This is a genomic window from Rosettibacter primus, assembly GCF_036860675.1.
GTDB classification, from domain to species: Bacteria; Bacteroidota; Ignavibacteria; order Ignavibacteriales; family Melioribacteraceae; genus Rosettibacter; species Rosettibacter primus.
Genome location: NZ_JAYKGK010000013.1, coordinates 13,647 through 40,154 on the forward strand (window position 1 = coordinate 13,647; position 26,508 = coordinate 40,154).

General features: G+C 31.9%; 12 protein-coding genes. All 12 read right to left on the reverse strand.

Annotated elements, in window-relative coordinates:
- Nucleotides 1-176: 176 nt before the first annotated feature.
- A complete protein-coding gene (locus tag VJY32_RS13095) occupies nt 177-3,533 on the reverse strand; it encodes an exo-rhamnogalacturonan lyase family protein (protein WP_353678375.1) in 3,357 nt (1,118 codons plus the stop codon).
- 172 nt (nt 3,534-3,705) lie between these two features.
- Nucleotides 3,706-4,485 carry a polysaccharide deacetylase family protein gene (locus tag VJY32_RS13100; RefSeq protein WP_353678376.1) on the reverse strand — a complete coding sequence of 260 codons (780 nt, stop codon included), beginning with the start codon at nt 4,483-4,485 and terminating at the stop codon, nt 3,706-3,708.
- Between the two features lie 39 nt (nt 4,486-4,524).
- Nucleotides 4,525-7,434: an exo-beta-1,4-galactosidase gene (locus VJY32_RS13105; protein WP_353678377.1), complete on the reverse strand. Its 2,910-nt coding sequence runs from the start codon at nt 7,432-7,434 to the stop codon at nt 4,525-4,527.
- 47 nt (nt 7,435-7,481) lie between these two features.
- On the reverse strand, nt 7,482-10,361 hold the full coding sequence (locus VJY32_RS13110) for a glycosyl hydrolase (protein WP_353678378.1): 2,880 nt from the start codon (nt 10,359-10,361) through the stop codon (nt 7,482-7,484).
- Nucleotides 10,362-10,392: 31 nt separating this feature from the next.
- Nucleotides 10,393-12,024: a right-handed parallel beta-helix repeat-containing protein gene (locus VJY32_RS13115; RefSeq protein ID WP_353678379.1), complete on the reverse strand. Its 1,632-nt coding sequence runs from the start codon at nt 12,022-12,024 to the stop codon at nt 10,393-10,395.
- A gap of 190 nt (nt 12,025-12,214) precedes the next feature.
- A complete protein-coding gene (locus tag VJY32_RS13120) occupies nt 12,215-14,326 on the reverse strand; it encodes a TIM-barrel domain-containing protein (RefSeq protein WP_353678380.1) in 2,112 nt (703 codons plus the stop codon).
- 96 nt (nt 14,327-14,422) lie between these two features.
- A complete protein-coding gene (locus VJY32_RS13125; protein ID WP_353678381.1) occupies nt 14,423-17,461 on the reverse strand; it encodes a rhamnogalacturonan lyase family protein in 3,039 nt (1,012 codons plus the stop codon).
- A gap of 101 nt (nt 17,462-17,562) precedes the next feature.
- The gene (locus VJY32_RS13130) at nt 17,563-18,486 is read right to left on the reverse strand and encodes an alpha/beta hydrolase (RefSeq protein WP_353678382.1); all 924 of its coding nucleotides are present in this window, start codon (nt 18,484-18,486) and stop codon (nt 17,563-17,565) included.
- A gap of 90 nt (nt 18,487-18,576) precedes the next feature.
- On the reverse strand, nt 18,577-20,277 hold the full coding sequence (locus tag VJY32_RS13135; protein WP_353678383.1) for a T9SS type A sorting domain-containing protein: 1,701 nt from the start codon (nt 20,275-20,277) through the stop codon (nt 18,577-18,579).
- A gap of 118 nt (nt 20,278-20,395) precedes the next feature.
- Entirely contained in the window at nt 20,396-23,347 is a 2,952-nt protein-coding gene (locus VJY32_RS13140; protein ID WP_353678384.1) for a TonB-dependent receptor, read from the reverse strand.
- 117 nt (nt 23,348-23,464) lie between these two features.
- The gene (locus VJY32_RS13145; RefSeq protein WP_353678385.1) at nt 23,465-24,955 is read right to left on the reverse strand and encodes a rhamnulokinase; all 1,491 of its coding nucleotides are present in this window, start codon (nt 24,953-24,955) and stop codon (nt 23,465-23,467) included.
- A gap of 209 nt (nt 24,956-25,164) precedes the next feature.
- Nucleotides 25,165-26,181, reverse strand: a complete 1,017-nt coding sequence (locus tag VJY32_RS13150) for a LacI family DNA-binding transcriptional regulator (RefSeq protein ID WP_353678386.1) — start codon at nt 26,179-26,181, stop codon at nt 25,165-25,167.
- Nucleotides 26,182-26,508 lie beyond the last annotated feature (327 nt).

Sequence of the window (26,508 nt, forward strand, 5' to 3'; positions counted from 1 at the left end):
CAACGTAAAAGATTGATACCTATCTAAATATTTTGGGGAAATATGATAAGTAGAATGAAGTAAGTGTTTTTCCATAATAAATGTATTCAAATTTATTCTAAAGTAAATTGTTAAAAAATATTTTAAGATTTTTAGATAAATAATTATTCCGAGAAATTAAAACGACTATTTAATTTTTATTTCAATCGGTATACTTTGAAATCATCAACTTCTTGATGTGATTTAACTGTTCGAAAACCAAAATAGCCTTCTTTTATTGGTTCTTTATCTGTAAAAGAGAAATATTCTTCACCATCAACATAAAGTTTTGTAGTGCCATTATAAACCACAATTTGAATTAAATAATTTTTGTTTGGTTTGAGCAAATGATCTTGATCTTGAAAATCAAATATAAGCGTACGTTCTCCATTCCCCTCATACTTTCTAAAACGAGTAGTAGTGTTATAATTTCCACCAATTCCAGCATAATAAAGTCGAAGTGAATCATAATCAGCTAATGTTCCATCTCTAGTAAATAAGTTTTCTCTGCGTGGGTCTGTAGCCATCCAGAATTGATTGAGGTCAGATAATCTATCATTGTAACCATTATTAACAATAACTTTTCGATTATATTCAATCAAAATATTTCCAGATAATTTTTTGTTGAACCAGACAGTTGCACCATGTTCTACATCAATAATCAATTTCCCATCTTTCACTTCAACTTTTGTGTAAGGAGAGCTTTTAGTCTCTACAACCCAATTACTCAAATCATTGTCAAAATTATCTTCATAAAGTAATTCACCTTTTTCAAATTGATTGATTGAATTTAATTTCAAAATATTACCATCAGATAAAGGAATATTTTCTGGGATATCATTACCAATCAAATCAAGCAACTCTATAGCATTAAGACACCATTGAGCGGTATTGTTAGTGGATACCCATTTAACTTCGTAAATTGGTTGTAAACTTTGAATAGAATCAAATTTTTCCATTTCGAAATTTGTCTGGAATTGTCTTGAGCCGTAATTGAAAAATTCTTTCCATGCTCTTTCAGCATAAGATTTGTCACCTGTAACTTTTGCATAATATGCTGGCAACCGAGAATACCATGGACCTGGTGTTCCTAATTCTACAGCTTTACCAAATTCTTTTTGAATTTCTTCTTTTGGAGCTCCATATAATTTGCAGAATTGCAACCAGAGTTTATCCCATTTTTTATCTTTCAAAAGATTAGATAATTCGAAAGCTACTTCTGGTCCTCCCATCAAAACTGATAAATGAGCCGAACCTATATCATTTTGACTCAAGCGAAATAATTTGTAAGTTTTTGGATCGTATCCAAAAGCCGCATCTTTACCTGAGAAAAATCCAAAAGGCATTTCATATAAAGAATTGACTCCAATCATAATACGGTCACGGTATTTTGTGTCACCCGTACGTTCCCATTCTGTCATCCAGTTACCAACCAATGCAAGCCAATCAGGTCCAACACGAGCATGTGTGGGATATTGGCTTTTTTCTAAAATTAAACGAAGCGGGTCATACTTGCCAATAGCTTCATTTGCAGCATCAACAACTTCACGCATTAAATCGCCAGTGCGCTCATCTGTTGTTAAATAATAATAGAATCGTTTAAGAGCTGCTTGTGAGATACGAACTTCTTTAGCACCGCAGCCCCAGTGAATCACATTATGACGCGAACCCAATCCTTTAAAAGGACCAAGATGATATACATCAACTTCACCAGTGTGACGTGTCATCGCTTCAGCCATGCGGAAAATATCTTCACGCCCAGAACGCAAATAGCTGTACCATAGCCACATATTCGGCATTAATTCTGTATTGTCCCATGCAAAGCCACCAATATCATATTTCCATGTATGTCTTCTAAAATCATAACTATGTTGAATATCACCATAATGCCAGAATCCATACCAATGACGCTGTTCCACTTCTAATTTATAATATTCAAAAGCCTTATCGAGTTGTTCTTCCAACCAACTTTTAGTATTTGTGCTTCTATCTGGCAAACTCCATATTCCAAAAACTTTAACACTATGAATATATTCTGGAGATGCAGCAAGTAAAGGTGGATTGTTTCCTATCTTCACAATTTTATTTAGAGTTTCATAAGAGGGAACATTTGAAGTAGCATATAACATTATTTCAGAAGTTCGCCCAATTCCAGTTGCAATACTATATCCTGGTTGAACATCTTCGTAACTTGCAATTAAGTCATGACCATAAGCAAGGGTATCGTAATGCCTCATATCCATAGCTTCTGCATCAGGAGTCCACAACCAGATTTTTAGTTGCGAAGTATCTTTTTTTACATTATTAATTTCTAATGCAGATGGGAATGATTGCCAGAAATCTCTTAAACAAACAGTCAATCCACCAGATACATCTCCAACAAAAGCCAGACCTGTTGAACGATGACCATATCCTGCATCTATCCATGTACTTTTATCATTTGTTCTTTTTAATACTCGAAAACCATCAGCATTTAATTGAACTAATTTAAAATCATTCCATGAAGCCCAATTTTTTATTAGTTGTTGCTGTCTTTCAGAAAATGTTTCATATTCTGGTATCCGTTCCCCAATTAGTTGTTTAGAATAAAGCTTTTCATCTCTATCAAGTGGAAATCTTCCTGTTAATGGCTGACATGGTTCATCCCATAATCTTCCATCATCACCAGAAAAACGAATATGACGATTATACAATTGTTCATCAAGTGGAACATCAAAAACTAATCCCAATCCTCGAATAAAATCCACTTGCTGATTTCCATCATAAATAATTGTGTGCACTATACGAATTGATTGTAACCCTGCATAAAAATAAAATCGAATAATAAACGGCAGCCAGCTTCTTCTATTTGATTCTGAAATATGTTTACCTTCTACTTTTATTACTGCTCTTATAGGGCCATTTTGTTCAATTGTAACTTTTTCAATATGACCAGTAAACAATTCTTTAGCAGGTTGTAAACCGATTTCAGCATCTGGGCCATTCTGTAAAATGCATACTAATTTTCCACCTGTTGAAATTTGGTTATCATCTAATTTAATATATCGAATAATTTGATTTCCTTGTTTTGGAATAACACACTGTATTACTCCAGTATTAACAAAAATATCTTCGCTATTTTCAATAACTTCAATTTTTTTATTGTAATTAGAAATTTCTTTTTTGACAATATCCAGGTGGAAAATTGAGTCTTTATCAGATTCAACTACTGTGCTTAATCCAATCCATTTCAAAGTACCATTAGGCCAAAAAGCTAAGGGCCAGGATTGAACAGGTAAAATATGACCTTGAGAATTCTTTAATTGAAATTTTGTTGATGGAGCAAATTTCCCTTCCGGCAGAGGCACACCCCAGCTAATTCCTGCAGGTAATGAAGGTGGACTTCCACCAAGCCATGATAATTTTATAGACTGGATATTTTGAGCTTTAACCGGGATTTGTAATATACTATCAATAATAAAAAACATTGATATAAAAATGAATTTAATAAAGTTTGAATTTCGAGAGCCAATCATATTTCACCAATTTTGTTAGAATAATTCACTTTGCCCTCTTTACTAATAAAAATTGAGTAATATTTATTGATATTTGTTTTATTCGAATAAGAAATGAATTTAATATTATGCAGAAATTTTATTTTCTTTAAAATTATTTACATTAAAAAATTTTTCGAATCAGGATGGCAAATTATTGCTTCATATGATGAATATATTTTTCCAAATCCCTAATCGCAATAACAATAAAATGGCGGTTATACATATATTCAATGTAATCTTTAAATAATTCAGGTGAAGTTGTAACCCATGGATGAGCATAATCAGGAACACCGTGAATTGTAAAGACTATTATTTCACCTGCTTTAGCATTTGTTAAAATATTCATCACTCTATTTTTCGCTTCATTAGTAGTGCCAGTTGTACTATAACTAGGAATTAATAATGGATTATCGTTTAATGGATTATATTTTCTATTACCCCCTGTTCGAGCATATTTATACCCCATTTCTTGTAAAACCACTAATGCTAAATAGCTTGTATCATAACCAGGATATGCAAATGAAACAGGTTTCGAAATTCCATACTCTTTGCATTTAATCTCAATATAACGTAACTGTTCATACAATTCCTGCTTGCTCATTTTATTAACATGTTTATGACTGCGTGTATGATTCCCTATTTCAAAACCCATTTGATTTAGTTCTGCTATTTGCTTCCACGACATATATTTTGAAGAATCTTCAGGGACCTCGAATGGAAACTCGCAGATAAAGAAAGTAGCTCCAAAACCATATTTTTTCAAAAGTGGTGCTACATATGTATAATGAGTAATTGAAGCATCATCAAATGTTAAAACAACAATAGGGCTATCTAATCTTGCATTTCTCTTCCTTTTAATTGCCTGATTATCATTGTAATGAAATAATACCAATATTGTAATTAATAAAATTATGAATACAAATTTTTTCATTCTTTTATCACTAAGAAAATATTATTTAATTCAAGTTTATCACTTAGTTTTTGGTCTTAAATCATCAGTGCTTTGTTTTGTATAAAAATTAATTGCAGGAGGTCTGTCTTTCTTTTCAAAAAGTTCTTCGACAATTGAATAATCAACTTTATATTTTGGATTGAATTTGTCTGATAACATATATTTTGTCAAACTATATAATAATTGTCTTGCAGCGGGTCTTTCTTCCAAATTGTTTTGGAGGTCAGCACTGCAAACCATAAGTTTTCCATTTTCAACCTGGGCTTCGAACAATACAGCTAATCGACGATTTAAGAACCACGTATCGATAGGTTGTATTAGTGGTTTAAATTCTTTGGGGAAAAGTTCAAGATTCATTACCTGCTGACGATTAAGAATTTCCCACCATTGTAAATTACTGTGATATTCAGTTGGAAAATCTTCAAAAGCCGGATGCTTTGGATTACATAAAATCCCCAATGTATGAGGCGGTCTCATTTTAAACCATGATGTATTCCAGAATACTGGTCTTAAATATTGAACTACATCTTTACCATTTTCAACAATACCTGCTGCATGTAAAAAAACTTTTCCACCATTTTTTAAAACAGATTTTGCCCTCTCATCAAGTTTATTGCAGAAATAAATTTCATTATCATTCAATTGAGGAAGTTTCTCAGGATAAACCCAGAAATCCCAATTATTTGTGTGATTATCAATATTTATCTCGAGATTTAATTTTTCTGCTTTTGAAATTTTTGAAAGTAATAAAGTAATCTTTCCAATTTGAATACAATTACCAATTGGTATAGTTTGACTTGGCAAAGAACCTTTTGCAATAACAACTCCATCTGAGTTCGTAATTTTCCATTGCGGTATTACATTTTCGAGTGGACGATTGCCAAAATGAAAAACTTCAAATTCAGCTTCAAATTTTTCGTTGTTTAGAAAAACAAATTTTGGTATACGTGCTAACGGGACAGTTTCACTAAAAAATTTTTTAAACTCTTCTACGGTTATATATCCTTTTTCATCCCAAAATGCATCTAGAACTCCAACTAATGCCGTTCCCTGACCAGGATAATCATTAAGACTGAGTAATTGAATACCAGCTAAACCCGGAGTTCGTAATGCAGCTTCAATCTCAGATTTATAACACAATACCTGTAATTTGCCTGATGCCATTAAAAAGTCTTCTGCTTGTTCGCCCATATGATTTTTTTCTAATTCTTCTTTAAATAATTCAAAATTTTTTGCCTTATAAACACCTGTGTATTTTCCTATCTCTTTAAAATTCGGATAAACACAATGCTGGCCCATTTCATGAACAACATAAGGGACACTATAATTTTTAATCCTATCTGCATAATCAAATTTAGTTTCAGGGCGACTATCATCCCAGGGAAGTCCACGAGGTTCAGAGCGAACTATAAATTCACTTTCAGGCACAAGTGGCCAACTTCTGCCTATTGATGCACTTGTATAGACTCTTCGTGGATCTCTTTCTTTCCAGTATCTCACATATTCACTGAGATATTTCACCTGATTTTTTCCTGCGGGTTCGTTTCCATAAGCCATCATACAAAAAGATGGATGATTACCATAGGCATTAATGATTCTTTCAGTTTCTTCGTAAAGGTACTTATCTATAGGAAGGCTATCTCCCAGAGTAACACCATGATTTGCCCAGCTTGGACCTTCAACCTGCAAATAAAATCCTAATTTATCAGCCGCCTCGAATGCAGCCTTGGGAGGGCACCATGAATGAAACCGCATATGATTTAATCCATAATTTTTACATATTCTAAATATACGTTCCCAAGAAGCTACATCCGTAGGCGGATAACCAGTTAATGGAAATACACAATTTTCTACTGTCCCTCTTAAAAATATTGGTCGATTATTTATTTGAAAACGTGTTTCCTTTATTGTGAATGAACGCATACCAAATTGAATTGACATCGAATCTAAATTTTCAGATTCGTTTGATAAAACAGCAGTTAATTTATAAAGTGCTGGATTATATTCATCCCACAACAAAACATTTGAACCCATTGGATAATTAATTTCAAAATTTGTTGACCCTTTCCTAACTGTAATTTTTTTAGAAATTGGTTGAACATTATGAACTGATTCTGAATTAAATGATTTAGCATATAGTTTTACTTTGACTGATTTATCTTTGTTAGTGATATTGTGAATATTAATTTTTACACGAACTGATTTATTTTCTACATCAGGATAAATTTTAATATCATCAAAATATATCGGCGAAGTAGATTTAAGATAAATATCACCTACAATTCCATTCCAGTTCCCCTGAGTTTGGTCTGTAATACTATGTGAATCAGGACCAACATTGATTTCTTTAATTCGATTATCAATTCTTATTGTAATGATATGACGACCAGGTGTTAATATTTTTGATAAATCATATTGATGAGGTGTTGAAAGACTATTTTGCATTCCAACTTTTATAGTATCAATCCAGACTGTGGTTTCCCAGTGCGGGCGTTCCAGAAATAATTCAACATTTCTGCCTTTCCAATCTTCAGGAACATCAATTTCTTTCTGATACCAGGCAACTCCAATATAATGCTTTTTTGGTGTTAGCCAGAATGGAAATTTCAAATTGTCTTTCTTTCGATATTTTGCCATCTCAGGCCTAAAGTACCACGAACTATCATAAATGCTTCCAGTCCATTTCGTATTTGTATCAGGTTCATAACCTTTATCATTATCTATCATCGAGCCGGGTAAATTTACAATATCATTCAATTTTGACCGATACCAACTTTGTTTGATGCCAACATCATCAGGATCAATTTGAAAATTCCATGTACCTTTTAAAGAGATTACTTCTTTACTTGTGGTTTGTGAATTATTAACAGAAGAAAAAATAAAGATTAATAAGAAAGCAAATATTGTGAGTTTGATTTTATTATTCATGTATACTCCAAAAATTAATTTCACAAGTAAACCAAAAAACTATAATTTCATTCATTCGGATAAATTTGTGTTGCCCCAATTAATTTGACAGGACCAATTAAACCTGATTCAAGTGGTTCCCAGTCCTTGGCAGTGAACAAACCATTTTCATCTAAATTTTTTCTTTCGCGCGCTGCAAAATTGATATTGTAAAATTTTTTGTAATTAATTCCATTCTTATCCAAATAAATAATTCTATTTGCCATTAAGTTCGTTACATGAATTTCAAGTTCATTTATTTCTTGCAGTTTATCTGCTTCAATTGTTAATTGGAATTCTGGGCCAACTAAAGTTGCCAACTTTTCACCATTTAGATAAACTACTGCTGATTCACATACTTTGCCAAGGTCAAGTAAGTATGCATCGGTTTTAAAATCTGGCTTCTTAAATTTTGTTTTATAACTTGCCGTTCCTGAAAACCATTTTAACTCATCAGAATGGAGAGTCCATGATTCTAATTTTTTTGTTGAATACGATTCAGGTAATGTTGGACCTCCTTTAACAAAATCAATTTCCCATTCACCGTCAAGAATAATTTCTTTGTCTGTTTTATCATAAAACTTATAATTGTTAATACTAATTTTTTCTGGATACCACTGGAGAATAAGTGTTTCTCCTTTTTTCAATTTTATATAAACTTCAGAATTATTTTCAGTTAAATTTCTAATTGAAGCTTTACCAATTTGTTTATTCATTGGATTAAACCAAACAGCATCTTTTCCACCAGAATAAACTTTTACCCATTGAGCAATTTCATTTTCTGTCCAATTACTGATAAAATAACAAATACCTTCTTTTCGTTTTATTCTATTAAACCAAAGACCAATTTTCGCCATTTGTTCTGGGAATATTTTAATATCATTTAAAATTGTTTCAACATCATCACCTTTAATTATTCTGCCTTTGCCGATATTACTAATAAAATAATTTCCATTAGAGATAAATTTTATTTTATATTTTATTTCATTGTAAAATTTGCGTCGTGTATCTAAATTATATAAGCCAGGCACATCTGAAGGGAAATCTTTATGAAAAATTATCGTAGCCCCTTTTTCAGCTAAGTGAATTAATTTTTCAAATGTTTTAAGTGGTATAAAATTGCATTGTGGAACAATTATAGTTTTATATTCTGAGTAGTTATTAGAAATAATTTTTTTATTTAATGATTTTAATTGTTGAATTTGTTTGTCGGAAATGTAGTCGTAAGTAAATCCGTTATTTAAAAACATTTCACTAAGGTTTTGAAAATCATCAGGCAATTCATCTCTTCCAGTGCCAAAATGTTTTAGCATACTTTTGCCTCTATCTGACCATATATCATAAATCGGGAAATATAATAAAATATCATTTGCTGGTTTAGATGTTTGTAAAAATGCTTGACAATTAGTTACATACGAATTAATTGTCTTTAAATCTTCCCACCATGTATTTGTTGGTGCAAAATGAACTGATGCATAGAAAAGCCAGCCCGGCCAATTTTCATTGATAGGAGAATAAGGAGTTCCATGATATACAAGATGATTAACACCATTTGCAAAATATAAATCAAAATTCTTTTTTACTTCTGAAAGAGTTGAAAGAAAATGATCATTAAGCCAAGTTGCAGCTTCAGCTGATATTAATTGTTTCCCAGAAACATGTCCTGCCGAAGTAGCCATTTTAATACGTAAGGGTGAAGAACCTTCAGTTTCTGGGATGTCACTAACAGCATACAAATCAATAATATTTGCAGGTGAGCCATGAGCTTGATTACGAACAATTGCATTATATTTTCTTGACCATTTTTTCCATTGTAAAGTAAATTTATTCAATAATAAATCAGATATAGTTTCTCTATAGTCACAAATAACTCGATTATTCATATCATCTGAATCGTTCCCAAATAATGCTGGTAAATAATCTTTTAAATCATAACCTCTGTATTTTTTAAACTCCCCAAAGAATAATGGAGTCCAGTCTGCTTCTCCATCTGCATCATCAACTTCATAAGAATCATTAAAGAAAGCACGAATGCCAGTTAAATTCATTCCCGCAGCATTTTTATCAAAAAATTTCAGATAATTTTTTATTGCTTTTTCTGAAAAATGGTCAATTACATTTCCCTCGCCACCTTTTGAAGCACGTTCTACCATTTTTCCATGCCAGCCTTGAAATACTGCATATAATTTCCATTTGCCATCCAGGGCAATCCATTCCAAAGTTCCATCACTTTTTACTCTATCGATTAGATTAATTTTATTCCCATTTTCATTGAATGCAACAAGAGCTATTAAAGGCAATTCTCTTTCAAACCGAACCTGGTCTAATGCAAGCTCTTGCAAATTTTTATTACTGCTGATTGGATATTTTATTTCTGAAATATCAACTTTATGACCAACAGCTCTAACCAATGGTTCTTGAACATATTTTATTTTCTCATTTAATTTTTCACCTGATGATAAAGTATAAATTTTATACTTAACATTTTTGCACGCATCATCATCCGTAACCCATGGGCCGCCAAATGGCCAACCTGAAGCATTAGCAACATCAACTCTTAATCCTAACTTTTCTGCTTGTTCTAAAGTAAATTTCAAAAGCTGCATCCATTCTGGAGATAAAAAATCTACAAATTGATTTTCATAACCTTTTACTCCATAAATTGCTGTGAGTTCAACACCACCAAAATTAGCTTTGCTAAGTTCTTCTAAGTTTAATTTCAAATCTTCTTTATTAACTGCACTGCCATACCACCACCATCTTGTCCATGGTTTTGTAATATTAGTTGTGTGAGGCCACTCAGGTCTATAATAATTTTTTTGACTTAATGTGTGAGATGAGATTAAAAAGAAAAATAAAATAAAAAACCAGTTTGTTAATTCTTTCATGTATTCAATATTTCTTTTCATATTACTTTATAATTTGATTTGCTTTAATAATTCACTTCAGTAGAACAAATTGTTTTATCATGGTTATACCATTTACCTCTAATTTGCAAAAATAAACTCCGCTAGGCAGATTCTTACCATCAAAACGTACTGTGTGAATTCCTTTATTTTTAATTTCATCTACAAGTGTAGTAATTTTTTGACCTAAAGAATTGTAGATAATAATATTTACATGAGTTGAATAAGGAATCTTAAAAACAAAATTTGTAAAGGCATTAAAAGGATTGGGATAATTTTGAAGTAACTCAATTTCATCAGGGATATTGTTTTTTATGTAATTAATGCTTGTCAAATTTTGATTTTCTAGAGCACCTATATCTGGGGCCTTACCAGTAAAATTAAAACCAACATCTAAACCCGCATCAATAAGGCTACTATTTTTCGATGGACGCATAAAATTAATATCGGGTAAACTGCCATCTGGTTTTCTTGGTGCTGTTAGTTGAGAAACATCAAGACTAATGAAATCATTGTCAGAAATATTTAATCCTAAATCAAACGAATTATGAGAAAGAGTATTTTTGGTATTATCAATATAAGCTGTGTGCGAGTTGACAGGTTGATAACTTAAGTTATTTATTAAAATGTGGTCATAACCATTAAACCATATGTTATCTATTTGAGGACTTTCACGATTGACCATATTAAAATTTATGTCGTTTTGATATGCTGTATTGTTGTACCATTCATTTCCACTTAAGTGATGATTTGAATAAAATCCATTAGTTTTATTACCGACAGCTATACAAAATTTAATTATATTTCTTGGCACTGGATTAGGAATTTTATCAGCTGTATCATGTGCATAACCACCGGCCTTAAATCCATTCCCGTCACCTAATCTTTCAAAAGATGTAGAATAACCATTATAGAATGACCAGCAACTATCGAACACAACAGATTCATCTGCTCTAATAATATCAAAACCATCATCGCTGTTAAACCATGCGCGACAACCCTTAAAAATATTTCCTTTCCCTCCTGCATCTGGATGACAACCAAAACCATCTGTATTGCTTCCAAGTTTGTCTTCCGAAACATTATCCCAATTTCGAAATGCATCACAATTTAGAAATAAGTTATAACCCCCTTTATAATGTCTTAGTCCTGTCCCAATATTATCGTGCATACTAATATTTTCAAAAATATTATGATTCCCTCTGCTGTAGATACAATATGATTCTGTATGCCCGGTAATTGTAACCTGAACACCTGTCATTTCTAAACCCTTCAAATGTATATAATTTCCAATGACATAAATACCTACCACTCTTTGATTCGCAGGCTTTACATCGGAGAAATCAAAAACTGGTGTTTCTCCTGGATAAGCCCAATATTTAATTGTATTTCCTTCGGTCCCGCTTTTATCTAAATATGTAACGCAGGCAAAAAGATTTGAAACTACTTTTGAAATTTGGTTAGCACGAATTTTATATAATCCTCCTCTAATAAAAACTGTATCACCTGGATTTACAAGTTCTTGAGCTTTTTGAAGAGATTCTAATGGTTTATCTATAGTTCCGGGATTTGAATCATTTCCATACGGCGCAATATAAATTTGTGAAATTATATTTACTTTCAATATCGTTATAAAAAAAAATACTTTGATTGCTATTTTATTCATGCTTGAACTTTTATTTTATTGAAGGGTTAATTTTTTTTATGAGAATTGTGAACAATATTTTTCTTGAGATTATAATCTTATAATTATTGTGTTAATTAATTTTTTCAGAATTATTATGAGATTAGTAAGCGCGATGGAAAAATTTTTTTGTTTGAAGTGCTTTATTATAAGCCGGCATTTTATAATGAATTTAATTATTCAGCCAATTTTCACTCGATTCTAAAATATTCATATCAAATTTCTTCTTTGTAATTTCTACTGATTCTCTGTACAATTCATTTAAATCAGGCAATTGTAATTTAGAACCTTTACGAATAAATAATGGAGTTTTATAATCTGGTGCATCAACTTCAATAAAAGTTCCTCCTTTATATTCTTTTTTATTCCATTGGTCAATCCATATTTCACCTGCAGGCAGATAAATTGATTTCTTAGTTTTACCTTCTTCCCATATGATTGAAACTAATATGTCATTTCCAAATTTATAGGTTGTCCAATCTTCCCAGCATTCTTTTTGATTTGGATACTCAAGAAATAATGGTCTAATGATAGGCATTCCAGTTTTATTTGCAACTTCAGCATGATGATGAATGTAATCAATCAAGTACATTCTTAATTTTGCATAAAATCTCCACACTGCAAGTAGTTCATGGTCGAATGATGGTTCATAATCCATATCCCAGAATACTCGATTATTTGTTGGTCCGACTTCCATAATTGGAGAAAAACAAGAAAAACCAAGCCATCGTTTTGTTACTTCTCGATTAATTTTTCTTGGATAACCGCCAGTATCAGAACCCCAGATAGGATAACCCATTATTGCACATCTTTGAGCACCTATAATCACCGAGCGAAGTCCTTCAGGCGGATTGCCAGTATCTCCAGCCCACATTCCTCCATATTTTGCACTGCCAGTATATTGAGCTCTTGGAAATAAAATAAAATCATCAACAAGAATTGGTTTTACAGCATCATAGGCAGCTTTTACATATTGTCGAGGAAAATCATTATAATTTTCACGGTAAGTTGTGCCTATAAAAGTTTTCAGGTGTAAAGAGTCAAGAAGTTTTTCACCATCAGCTCGGTCAAGTTTAAAGCCTTTAATTCCCATTTTTGCCAATTTTGCAGGACCATTTTCTCCCCACCATTTACAAGCTTTTTCATTTGTGAAATCAATTAAAACTTGACGAGCTTTAATTCTATCCCGGCTTATAAGAAAATATTTTTTTGCTTCTGCTGTATCTGCCATTTTCCCCATAACATAAGGTGCAATCCACATCATCAATTTAATATTTTTTGACTCGAGCCATTTTATCATATTTTGAAAATTTGGTAGACGTTCATTATCAATTTCATAATCATCAAAACCGTCAGGTCCTGGTGCCCAGGGTCTATCAATCCAGTATGCAGTGCATGGTATATCATAAGCCTGCATGAGAAGAATTTCTTCAACAATTTGAGAATTGTAAGGTGCATGAACAAAACTGCCGTCATAATATTTTTTATTATTAAAATGTTCATCGCGCCAGCGCCAGGGTCCAAATGCCCACTTTGGCGGAACAAATGAAGGGCCGGTTTTTAGTGCATGCCGCTTAACTAATTCTGCAGGCACTTTATCCATCATTAATGAAAATGATAATTCAGGACCTTCAAATAAAATTTGGACAAAATCTTTTCTCTCTTTGCAAAAATCTATAACTCCAGGCCATGTACCTTGAACAAAAATTGCATAATTGCCAGATGAGATGTAAAAAGGAGCATAAGCAGAAACTGTTGGTTTTAATTTAACATCAACTTTTTGTCCTCGAAGATTAAGTCCTTCGGTAATTCCTTTTGCCCATGATTTATTTTGTTCACCATCAACTACACGCTCAAATATTCCGGTAAAATATTCCTCGGGATTTACTTTTGTGTTAATAAGCCATGCTGAGGGTTTTAGTTCTTTATTCTTAAGCCTAAATGTGAAATCAATATTTTTTTCTTTTTCAATAGTTTCCATTAATATTGACAATGAATCAATTTCCCATATATAAATTGTTTTGTTGGATGAGTCTTTATAAAAAGTAAATTCTCCTTTAAGCCAGATTTTTTTATCATTCAGAATAAAACCTATTCCACCTAATGTATCATCGGGCTCAATTAATATATTTTCTCCAAATGGATTATGAACTTTAATAGATACAAATGCATCACTATGGCCGGAAACAACTATTCTTTTTTCTTTTGCACTTAGATTATTTATTGCAATTAAACCACATATTAAAAAGATTAAAAAATTGTAGAATAATTTCTTTTTGTTCATTACTAATACCTTTTAATCTGTTAATTATTTGTTACTCGAGTAATGAATTATATCTAAATCCAAGTGTTCAATTTTGAAAAAACAAATTAAGAATTACTACTTCATAAAAATCATTTTTTTAACTTCAGTAAATCCGCCTGCATTAAATCTATAGAAATAGATTCCCGAAGTTATTGAATTACCAAAATTATCTTTTCCATCCCAGACTATTGAGTGATATCCTGAATATAATTCTTTGTCAACAAGAGTTCTTATTTCCTGTCCTAATGTATTATAAATTTTTAATGATACAAAACTTTTTTCCGGTAATGAAAAATTAATAACAGTTTCAGGATTAAATGGATTGGGATAATTCTGGAAAAGCTGATATTCTTTAGGCAAAGTTGTGAATTCTTCAACTGATGTTATTTGTTTTGAAGTTATAGTTATTTCATCAAGATTTCCAAAATCTGAACCATTTGCAGAGAATCTAATTGTATTGTCATAACCATTATTAAGGTTAACATCGACACTATCAATTACATAATTAGTCCATGCGCCTGTTCCTTTCATAGTTAAATTTTTTGATGTGCCATTTACAATCAATAATCCGGTTCTATCAACATTTCCAAGAGCATATCTATAATATAAAGTATGCATCCCCCCGCCAAATCCAGGCATATAAGTAAATTCAACAGAACTGTTGTTTGCATCAAAATTTGTAAATCCTGTTCCGTGATATCCTAAATGATTATTATCAAAATAAACAGTCCCAATTATCGTTGCATCTTCTGCTTGAAAAGTAAAATAATCATCAGGAGTTATACTCAAAACTTCTGAACGAAGAGATTCTACTTTGTTTGTATCAGTTACTGTTAAAGAGTAATAATAAGTTTTCCCTTTTACAAGATTTTTGTCAATAAAATAATTTTCATTCTTATCAAAAGAAAAAATTTGAGGTGATTTCATATCAGGTGAATCCGAACGATAAACATTAACTTTTGATATTGCATTATCATTTTGAATTTTCCACAATAATAGAGCTGAGTTAGAATCATATCGATAAGATAAATTTGTTGGTGCTGCAGGTCTAACAGTTGGGGTTATTTCAATAATATCTGAGAGTTGAGATTTATTTCCATCGACATCATAAGCAGCAACAGCATAGTAATAAGTAGAATCATATTTTACATTAGTATCAACATATGATGTATTATTTCCAACATCGATTGAATCATTAAAATTATTTTTAACAGTGCCTTTATAGATGATATAACCTGCTAAATCTGATTCAGTATTTGCATCCCATTCAATTTTTATAGTATCACCTAAAGAAAATCCTCTAATATTTTTAGGTTTTGCAGGTGGTTTAAGACTATCTGGAATAAACATGCTTTTTCCAACAAAAAAGCTTGGATGTGGTGGTTGATTATATCCAACATTTTGCCATGCAATTGCAAGCCGATATTGTCTGTCTTGCATCAAAGTAATAATGCGATATGGTGTCTCTATATTTGTAGTATAAATCCTAAGAGCTGAGTTGTCGCTTGTCCGCCAAATTACCTCTTCTCTCCAATCACCAAACAAATCAGCTTGGAGACATGGAGTTGCTTTAGTTCCATTGTTTGAAGCACAGCCATTAGCTAATAATAAAATTGGATTAGATTGACCATCATACTTTCTAATGTTAATATCATCTAAAAGCTCACGCTCAAGATCTCCGTCCCACCATATTACAAAATTAGAAGAAGGGGGATTCGGGCCTACTTTAATATTATTTGCACTTCGCAAACCATCTGTTCCACCCCAGCATTCCATACCTTCGTATGAATCATCAAGATTGGCAGCAACACCTCTACCTATATCACCTGGACCAGTTCCCCAGATTATTTCTCCGGTTTTTCCATTAAGAAGAGCTGAACCTACTGCAGCTTTCTCGTGAATTCCCCATATTTCAAGTCCAGGACGATTTGGGTCTATATCCGATACGTGCAGAGCATCACCATGTCCTAAACGAGAATTCCAGAGTGGTTTACCATCATCGTCAATTGCCATTGCGCCATAAATAATTTCATCTTTTCCATCGCCATCAAGGTCAGCAACACTTAAATTATGATTGCCCTGCCCTGTGTAATCAGGATAACCATTATTTGTGTCAAAAATCCATCTTGTTTTTAATTGATTATCTTTCCAGTCCCATGCAACAAGAACAGTTCTTGTATAATAACCTCTACACATCACAACACTTGGATGTTCGCCATCAAGATAAGCTACACAAGCAAGAAAACGGTCAACTCTATTACCATAAGAATCCCCCCAAGAACTTACATCCCCACGAGGAGGCAAATAATTTGTTGTTGCTAAAGCTTCACCAGTTTTGCCATCAAAGATAGTAAAATATTCAGGTCCTGATAGTATATATCCACTTGAATTTCTATAGTCAGCATTAGCATCCCCAATTACATTCCCCTTACCATCAATAGTTCCATCTGCAGTTTTACATGCAACCTCAGCTTTTCCATCTCCATCCAAATCATAAACCATAAACTGTGTGTAATGTGCACCTGCTCTAATATTTTTTCCAAGGTCTATGCGCCAGAGTAAAGTTCCATCAAACTCTAAACCATCAAGATATACATTACCTGTGTAACCACTTTGTGAGTTATCTTTCGAATTAGAAGGGTCCCATTTAAGTACAATTTCATATTCACCATCACCATCTAAATCCGCTACACTTGCATCATTTGGACTATATGTATAATTAACTCCATCAGGAGTTTGTCCTCCTTCTGGTCTTTGCAAAGGGATTGTTTTATAAATCTGGCTCCAAGGTGTAATTTCTTTTGAAGCTTCTTGTTCAACATCATTTACAATTGGGACAACAAAATATTTATCATTTAATGTTCCTGCAGTATCAACATAATTTGTTGAATTTAGAAGTGGCTCTTTATTAATTTTTATATTATTACGATAAATATTAAACTTTACATTTGTTGAATCAGATATCAGCAAGCGCCAGCTCAGAAAAATTCCTTTGTCCTTAGCTGGTACTCCAACCAAACCTCTATCTAATTTTTCCAATTGTTGTTTCTGAGCCCAATTTATATTACCAATGAGAACAATGATAACTATCAATAACACCATTGCTCGTTTCATAATTTTTTTCCTCAAAAAATATTTATTTATAATTAAATAAAAGTGTATGCTAATTATTTAGGGAGGAAAGAATATTTAATAAAAACTTATTTGAAAAATATTCAAGGTAAAATTGAAATTTCTGTTAGCCACAATTCTGCTAATTGACTCCATGTATTTGTTGATGGAGGATTATTTCTCAAACCAATATTATGTTTGCCACCAGAATATATATGAAGAGAAGATTTATCTTCTTTCCCATTTTTCTTTAATGCAGTAAAATAAAAAATGCTGTTCATGCAGCTGACCCCGTTGTCATCCATAGCATGAACAATAAAAGCAGGTGGAGTAGTTGAATCAACTTGCTGTTCACATGAAAACTTTTTAACTAATAATTCAGATGGATTTTCTCCTAATAAATTATCTCTGCTACCCTTATGGGCATATGGTAATTCCATTGTAATAACAGGAGAAATTAAAATAGTAAAATTTGGCTTGAAGGAATAAACATCAAGAGAATCATTTACGTGCGACCAATCATCTTTAATTGTAGAAAGACAGGCAGCTAAATGTCCTCCAGCCGAACCTCCCATTACACCAATTTTATTTGTATCAATGCCGTACTCATTAGCATGTGCACGAATATATCTAATTGCTCTTTGAGCATCTTGTAAAGGTGCTTTATAACTTTCAATTACATCGGGTGATTGTGGAAGTCTGTGAATTAATACAAATGCATTAATTCCAATTGTGTTAAACCATTTTGCTAATTGAAAACCACCAACTTCATAAGCTAATCTTACATATCCTCCACCAGGTATGATAAGAACAGCTGCTCTTTTATTTTGTGATTCTGGAACTTTAAATTCATAAATACCCGGTTTCCCAACTTTGTATATGCGTTCATTTGCAATGCTATCTTTGATATTTATTCCTCTGCTGTTGGGCATATTATTGTTCCAGAGAGGAATAAATCTTTGAGCACTAATGCTCATATTTACCAAAATAGAAAATAAAATTATAAAATGAATATTTTGTTTTATCATGATTAATAAGTTTTGTTTTTATAAATCTGTTAATAAAAAATAGCGGTCAACCAAAATTAAGTTATTGGTTGACCACTCAATATTCAATTGTTATTTCGTTAAAATCATCTTTTTGGAAGCAACGTAATTCTTGCCATTAACTCCTACAGCATTAATATTATAAATATATACACCACTGCTCAGATTATAAGCATTAAAGTTGAACGTATGAACTCCAGCCGGCAAATCCTTATCTTTTAACTCAAACACTTTTTGACCCAAGATGTTATAGATAGTAATAGTAACTTTTGATTGAGCAGGTAACCCAAATTCAAATTTTGTAGTTGGGTTAAAAGGATTTGGATAGTTATTGCTTAAGTAATATTCATTTGGCATTGATGAGCTATAAGATTCAACCGAAGTATAATTTTTCCATGTAATTAATGCTGAAACACTATCTCCTGGGACATAAACATATTTAGCATTTGCCATTGAATCCTGCAAAGCTGCAATATATTTGTCTCTATTAGCAAGGTAAATAGCTTTTTTCTCAGGGAACCAGTTAAGGTCACCAAGTGGTAATCCATCAGTTCCGGCAGTTAACAGCGTATCATTTGTATATTTCAAATTAAACTTAGGCGGCCAATTGAGAACTGGTAAACCATCTGCATTATAAGTTACCGGAGGTTCAATACGCCAATCGCGGTATGTCCCTACTTTCAACCAATGAAATTTTAACCATGCCATCATACTATCAATATTATTGGGCAGCTGAATAAATTTGGGGTCAATCTGCCAGTAATTTTTCCCGATTCTAAAATCATTATCTGCTAAAATAGTGGAATCAACATCGGCATTCCACAACAGGCATTGTTTTAAAGTATCAGCAAATTCTGTTTTATAAAATTGTAAAAATCTTGGGTCTAAATACATTGCATTAAATCCATGATATAATGAAATAGAATCAAGTTTTTCTTTTACATCTGTAAAATATTCCCATGTTGTAAAATAGGTCTCGTAACCGTTAGTATTCGGCATACGACCTCTCCAGCTCCAATTATAATAAATATTATTTGCCTGAATTGCTTCGTACCAATGCAGCTCATGAGCATTAATCTGGCCATTTACAAACGTATTGTGCAGTTCATACATTTTTGAAGTAAAGAAGTTACCGCCATTACCAAACTCTCTTCCCATATTAACTGAGGTATTATTTTCAAAAGTAAATTTTTTACATTCAGCATCAATTCTTATGGGCATACCACCGAAAGGAGAACTGCTTCTTCTTACCCCATTTATAAAAATGCAGTTTGTAATTGTAATTTCTTCAGTTGGAGCTGTAGTTCGTGAGCAATGGTCAACATAATCAGTAAATGCACAATTATCCCAAACAATTTTATAGCCACCATAATTACGAACAAATGATGAAATATTAACATCATTTCCATGAAGACCACTAAGCAAAATATTTTTTAATACAATGCTGCCGCCTGCTCTTAAATTAAACATATCTCTTGCTCTACCGTCAGCCCCTGGGGTTTGGAGAAATACAGGTGGATTGGGGTCGTTCATAATCCAGCCTTTATAAGGACCTTCAATTACAAGGTCAAAATCGACTTCCAAAGCTCCATCAAAGGCATAAATCTTTCCGCTTTCTACTTTATAAACCTTATGTGCTTGTGACCCGTCTGCCAGTGTGTCGGCAGCAATTTGTGCATTGACATACTGATTTGGATCAAGTACCATTTCCTGTGCAAAAACATACGGTGATAATATCAGAAAGAAAACCAAAAGTAATGCATATTTTTTCATTGGTCCCTCCTTTTTTTAAATTTGTTTTGATTAATTAATTATTGGGTTGAATACAAAGATGTGTTACTATCGAAATGTTATCTTTTTTCATCACCTCCTTTAGATAAATTCAATAATGTTAAAATGAATACCTAATTCCTAAATCTGCAGTAGTCCCATAATATTCTACTCCAGATAATTTTTCTAAAGTACTAACGAATTGTCGGTCAGGTGTGTTGGTAATATTATTGATATTCAAATATATTTGAAGGCCTTTCAACCATGGTAATTTTTGATAAGCTGTAAAATCCCATCTGTAATATGCAGCCGTATAGGAATCAAGTTCCTGATAAACTGGATGTGCACTTCTCAAAACATTATCCTGATACAAGAACGATAATCTTGCTGAAAAATCACCGATATCATATCCAATAGTTAAATTCAATATATCATTTGGTTGATTTATTAATCTTCCAGTTCTTGTTGTATCGATATATTTATATTTCTTAAATACCCCTGTACCAGTTGCAACACTCTTAAAATATGGATAACGAGTTACTGAATTAATGTGAGTATAATTAATATTAAATACTAATCCTTTTAAAAATGACGGCAAATACCAGAAATGAGTTTGCCAGTCCAATTCAATTCCTCTTACATAAGAAGTTTCATCTAAGTTAGTCCATGTATTTATTGTAGTATAATCTGCTTGTGTCAGTTTATATCTGTAATGAATCTTAGATGCATCTTTAGTATAGTATTCGATAGGTACTATCAAATTTTTAATTTCTTTATAAAAGAATCCTGCTGTAAATAATCCAATGTGATGTTCGTAAACCGAAGCGTAAATATCATAATTTTGAGTTACTGCAGGTTTTAAATATGGATTTCCCAATCTTAGAGTTGGAGCACTATAAGTGTCTACATACAAAAACGGAGAGACAGCTCGGTAATCAGGATAAATTATACTCTTGGTACTTGCTAAACGAAAATCTAACCAACCTGTAGGTTTAATTCTCAGTACCATTTGAGGGAACCATGTTGTTCCTTTTGTTGAATCCCAATGGACTTTCTTATGATCATAGTAATATTCACCCGGAGTTGTTAATCGACCAAATACATAAGTTGAATCTGCTTCATAATCGAAATTGAATGTTTCATATCTGAGACCTGGCAAAAAAGTAACATATTTACCAATATTTAATTCTGTCATTATGTAAAATGCACCAAAATTTCTTGTGTAATTATAATCGTATTGAGTTGATTCCAAAGGTGAAGGAAGATAGTAACCATGTTGTTTTGCTAATTCTTCCATATGGTGCATTTTCCAGATAGAAATTTTATTGAAGAATATATCGCCACTAATTCCTTCATGACCAGAGAGAAAATTTCCAACATCATAACTTGGGTCAGCAAACAATTCGGCTCTTAATCCATTATCCTTCTTTTCAATACCTAAATCTGTCCATATCGAATCTCTCAATAGAACATTAAAGTTGCCTGCAAGTCCTCCTCTATCTGTATCAATATACCATTGAGTTTCATCGTTTTTTCTTGTGTTGCGTTCATATTTACCGCCAAGTTTTAAATTGCCGGAGATATATTTTGTTATTGTATAAGGCAACTTAAAATTTAATACAGCAGCTTGTGCAGATTCATCAACATCACGTTTAAGAGTAGAAGTATTTGTAATTATTTTATCTTTTTGAAGGACAGTAACAGAATTAAGAAAATCACTTGGTGACATATTTTTTTGATTGGTTACAGGGCTTGTCCAACCTTGAACTCCACCAGACCTTGTTCTAACATCCATTCTCAAATCACCTGGATTACGTTGAATTGTAAACGAATTAGAAAGTGAGAAATCCATACTTATGTTTTCAAACTCGAATTCACCCTGAAGTGCATTACTTATAACTGTGTTGGTAAATTCTCTCTCAGCTGCAAAACCCCGCCAATCGTAATCTGTAGAAAAATAATTTTGCTGTTCAATTTGATGTTCATTTAAGCTACCAATAAAATTATTTAATATTAATGACCCACGTGATAATTGATAATCTAAAACAAGACTGCCGCCCAATCTTTTTCTATCCGTAACTTTATCACTAATTGTAACAGTAGAAAGATAAGTTGGAATAAAACCTTTAATTTTTATTTCTTGCTCATTAGTTGAATATGAAGCTGTTAATTCATCAGAATTTCTATTGAACTTATCTATATAAACAGATACCTGCACACCTAATTTATTATCAAAATAACGATTACTAACAAGTCCCGTTAATCTATAATTACCAAATGGTTTTGTATTTGCTAAAGATGTATATCCATCCTGAATTGTAAAATTGCTATGGAATCCTTCTCTTGCTTTGCTTATTCTAAGATTGACTGAACCACCAACTGCATCAGCATCCATATCAGCTGTTAAAACTTTTGTAACTTCAATACCAGAAAGTATGTTTGGTGCAATCATATTTAAATCGACACTTCTGTTATCACGGTCTGTAGATTGTAATCGAACCCCATTAACCATCATAACATTATATTGAGGTGAAAGACCACGAATAGTTACTTTTTGCCCTTCGCCTCCACTTCTAATTAATGAGATACCGGGAAGTCTTGCTACAGATTCAGCGGCATTTACATCAGGGATATCCTTAATACGGTCTGAAGAAACAATATTTTTAATTGTATTAGAAGATAATTGTTGATTAATTGCTTCTATTTGTCCTTCCGCTTGAGCTGTAATTACAATTTCACCTGTCTCGATAGCAACATATTCTAACCCAACATTTACTTCTAAGGTCGTACCAGCTTTTACTGTAACAGGTATTTTCTGATCTTTATAACCGAGGTATTTGATAATTAAATTATAATTACCCGGAAGTACACTTCGTATTAAATAGCTTCCATCGAGCGAAGCAGCATCTCCAATACCTGTTCCTTCAAGCATAACATTTGCGCCAGGTAGTGGTTCACCTGTAGTTTTATCAACAACTTTGCCCCGAATTCTGCCTGAACCCTGTGCTTCTATTATGTTTAATCCCCATACAAAGAAAAGTAAAAACATAAATATTAGTTTAATTATTTTCATATCTCACTCCTTTTTTAATTTGGAGATTTATTTATTAATGTTTACATAAGATTGACTTTACTTTGAAAAGATTAGAAAAATTTAAAATGTTTACTCAAAATTGACTCAATCAGGTTTTCAAACTATCTGATTAGAAATTTTTCTGTAATATTCTTCTCGTTCATTAAAGTAATCAACATCCTGTGGATAATATTTTTTTAACTCGAAAGAGTTTGCGACTATTGCACGCCATTCTGAAATATTTTTAACAATACCTTTTGAAATAGCTTGAACTCCAATATTTCCTAATACTGCTGCTTCAATAGGACCGGTAATTACTTCACATCCAGTTGAATCTGATGTTAATTGATTGAGTAGTTCATTTTGAATACCTCCTCCTACAATATGCAATCTCTTTATTTTTTCACCGATTACTGACTCTAATTTTCTTAGAGTATCTCTATAACAAAAAGCAAGGCTTTCAATAATAACTCTAATTATAAATCCAATATCAGAATTATACTCCTGTCCAGTTTCTTCTAAGTAGCTTATTACTTTTTCAGGCATGTCACCTGCTTTAAGAAATCGAGAATCATTTAAATCTACCCAAGAATTTGCTGGTCCATTTTCAATAGCCATTAAAATTAATTCTGAATAATTATACTGTATATTATTTTTTTCTGCCCAGTATCTTCTACATTCCTGTATAGGCCATAAACCAATAATATTTTTAAGAAACCGAATAGTATTGGCAAATCCGCCTTCATTTGTAAAATTATTATTCATAGCTTCTTCAGTTAATACAGGATGACTTAACTCTATTCCCATCAAAGACCATGTTCCTGAACTCAAGAAAGCCCAGTTCCCATCAAATGATGGAACAGCTGCAACCGCAGAAGCAGTATCATGACAAGTTGTAGCAATAACAGGAATATTTTCATTTAATTCTGCTAGTTGAGCAATAGAAGGTAGTAAAAGTCCTATCACAGTACCTGGTTCAATAATTGCAGGAAAAATTTTTCTATTGAGACCAAAAGAATCAATTAAATCCCATGCCCAATCTCTTTTTAAAGGGTCAGTTAGACCTGATGTAGATGCAATAGTATACTCTGTATACTTTTCACCTGAAAGCATAAAGTTTATGAAATCTGGGATGAACAAAATCTTATCTGCAATATTCAATAAGTTTAATTTTCTTTTTTTCTCGGATAATAATTGAAATAAAGTATTAATCTGCATGAACTGAATACCACTTCTATTATAAATTTCTTTCTTAGGTACAATTTTAAATGCTTCTTCCATCATATTATCAGTACGGTCATCACGATAGTGATATGGATAACCTAAAATTCTATCATCGGGGTCTAAAAGAACATAATCTACTCCCCAGGTATCAATCCCAATTCCTTCAAAGTTATTCCCAAAAATTTTCCTTGCTTTTTTTAATCCTTCAATTACCTCTTCATAAATAGCTAAAATATCCCAGTGAAATCCATGATCATATTTGATTGATGGAGTGCTGAAACGATGTACTTCATGAAGAATTACTTTTTGTTTATCAAGTAATCCCACAAAACATCGTCCGCTTTCTGCTCCTAAATCAAAAGCTATGAATTTTTTTTCTTCCATAATAGGCCCATAATTTTTATTATAATTATAAGTATATAAAATTGATGATAATTTATTTGATTTTATGAAAGGATAATTATGAGAAATAAAATAATCTAAGGGTAATATTAATTATCTAATGAAGTGAATTTATTATAAAATTTATTTGAATATTTTTAATAACTTCAAAAAAATTTCATCAAAATATTGGAGGGATTAAATGAATGATTTTATCTTTCAACTATTTTGTATCGTATTGTAACATCGTCAAAATCACTGTAATCTTTTTTATTATCCAGCATATCAATTAATATATCTGTAGCTGTTTTACCAATTACATAAGGGTTCTGGTCAACGGTATAATAAGGGACGCCTAAACGTGCAACTATAGTATTGTCGCCAAATTCACCCAATAAAATGTCATCAGGTATAGAAAGTTTTTTATCTAATATTGCTTTTCCAGCTCCATAAGTAATCAAGCCACCAATACTAATAACAGCATCAATTTTTATTTTTGTATCAAGCAGTGCAGACATTTTATTGTAACTATCTTCGATACTTCTAAAAGTTTGTAATACAAGTTTCGGATTAAATTTAATTCCGAATTTTTTCAATGCTTTTTTATAACCTTGAAATCTATCCTTACAAACCGGGATTAATGTATTTGGTCCTAGAAACAAAATATTTTTTCTTCCTTCTTTTATCATTCTTGATGTTAATTCAAAAGAAGCATCTACATCATCAATTTTAACTGTAGTAAACGGTAATTTATTTATCTTTCTATCCCAGCAAACAATTTTAATTCCTTCTTCGTCTAGACTTTTATATAAAGATAAATTTTCATTTCCACCTGCAGCATTAAGTAAAATACCATCCACTCCAATGTCGGATAAAAATTCAATTTTTTTTCTTTCTTTATGATTATCTTCATCATGAACCATTAAAATGCATTCATATCCTTTATTGCTTGCTTCTTCGTACATTCCTCTTACAGCTTCAGAGAAAAACGAAATACGCAAATCGGGAATAAGAACTCCCAAGATTTTGCTTTTTTTAGTTATAAGAGACCTTGCAAGAATATTGGGTCTATATTTCATCTGTTTACATTTTTCTTTTACAAGCTGTTTGGTTTTTTCTGAAATATCACTTGAATCACGAAGTGCTTTAGATACTGTTGCAGGAGTAAGAGATAATTCACGTGCAATGTCCTTTAATGTAACTTTATTTCTTCTAAAATTTTTCTCCACAGATTACCAAAATTTTATTTATGGATTGATAATTAAAAATAATTTTACTTAAATATAGAAATTATTCAGTTTAAATACAGCTCCGCCACATCAGTCACATTTTAACCTTTGCAACCAATAATCTGCTCATAAAATCACCTAATCAGAAAAGGATTTCGAAAACCTTTGAGTAATTTTGTATTAAAAAAAGAGCTTAAATATTGCTCTGTTTACTAATACTTAAAGGTTTTCGAAACCGTTTTCAAGTTAAAAATAAAATTATTTTGTGTCAAGTTAATTTTACAATATACTATCATTTTTTTCTTTAATTAGAATTAACAATTCAAA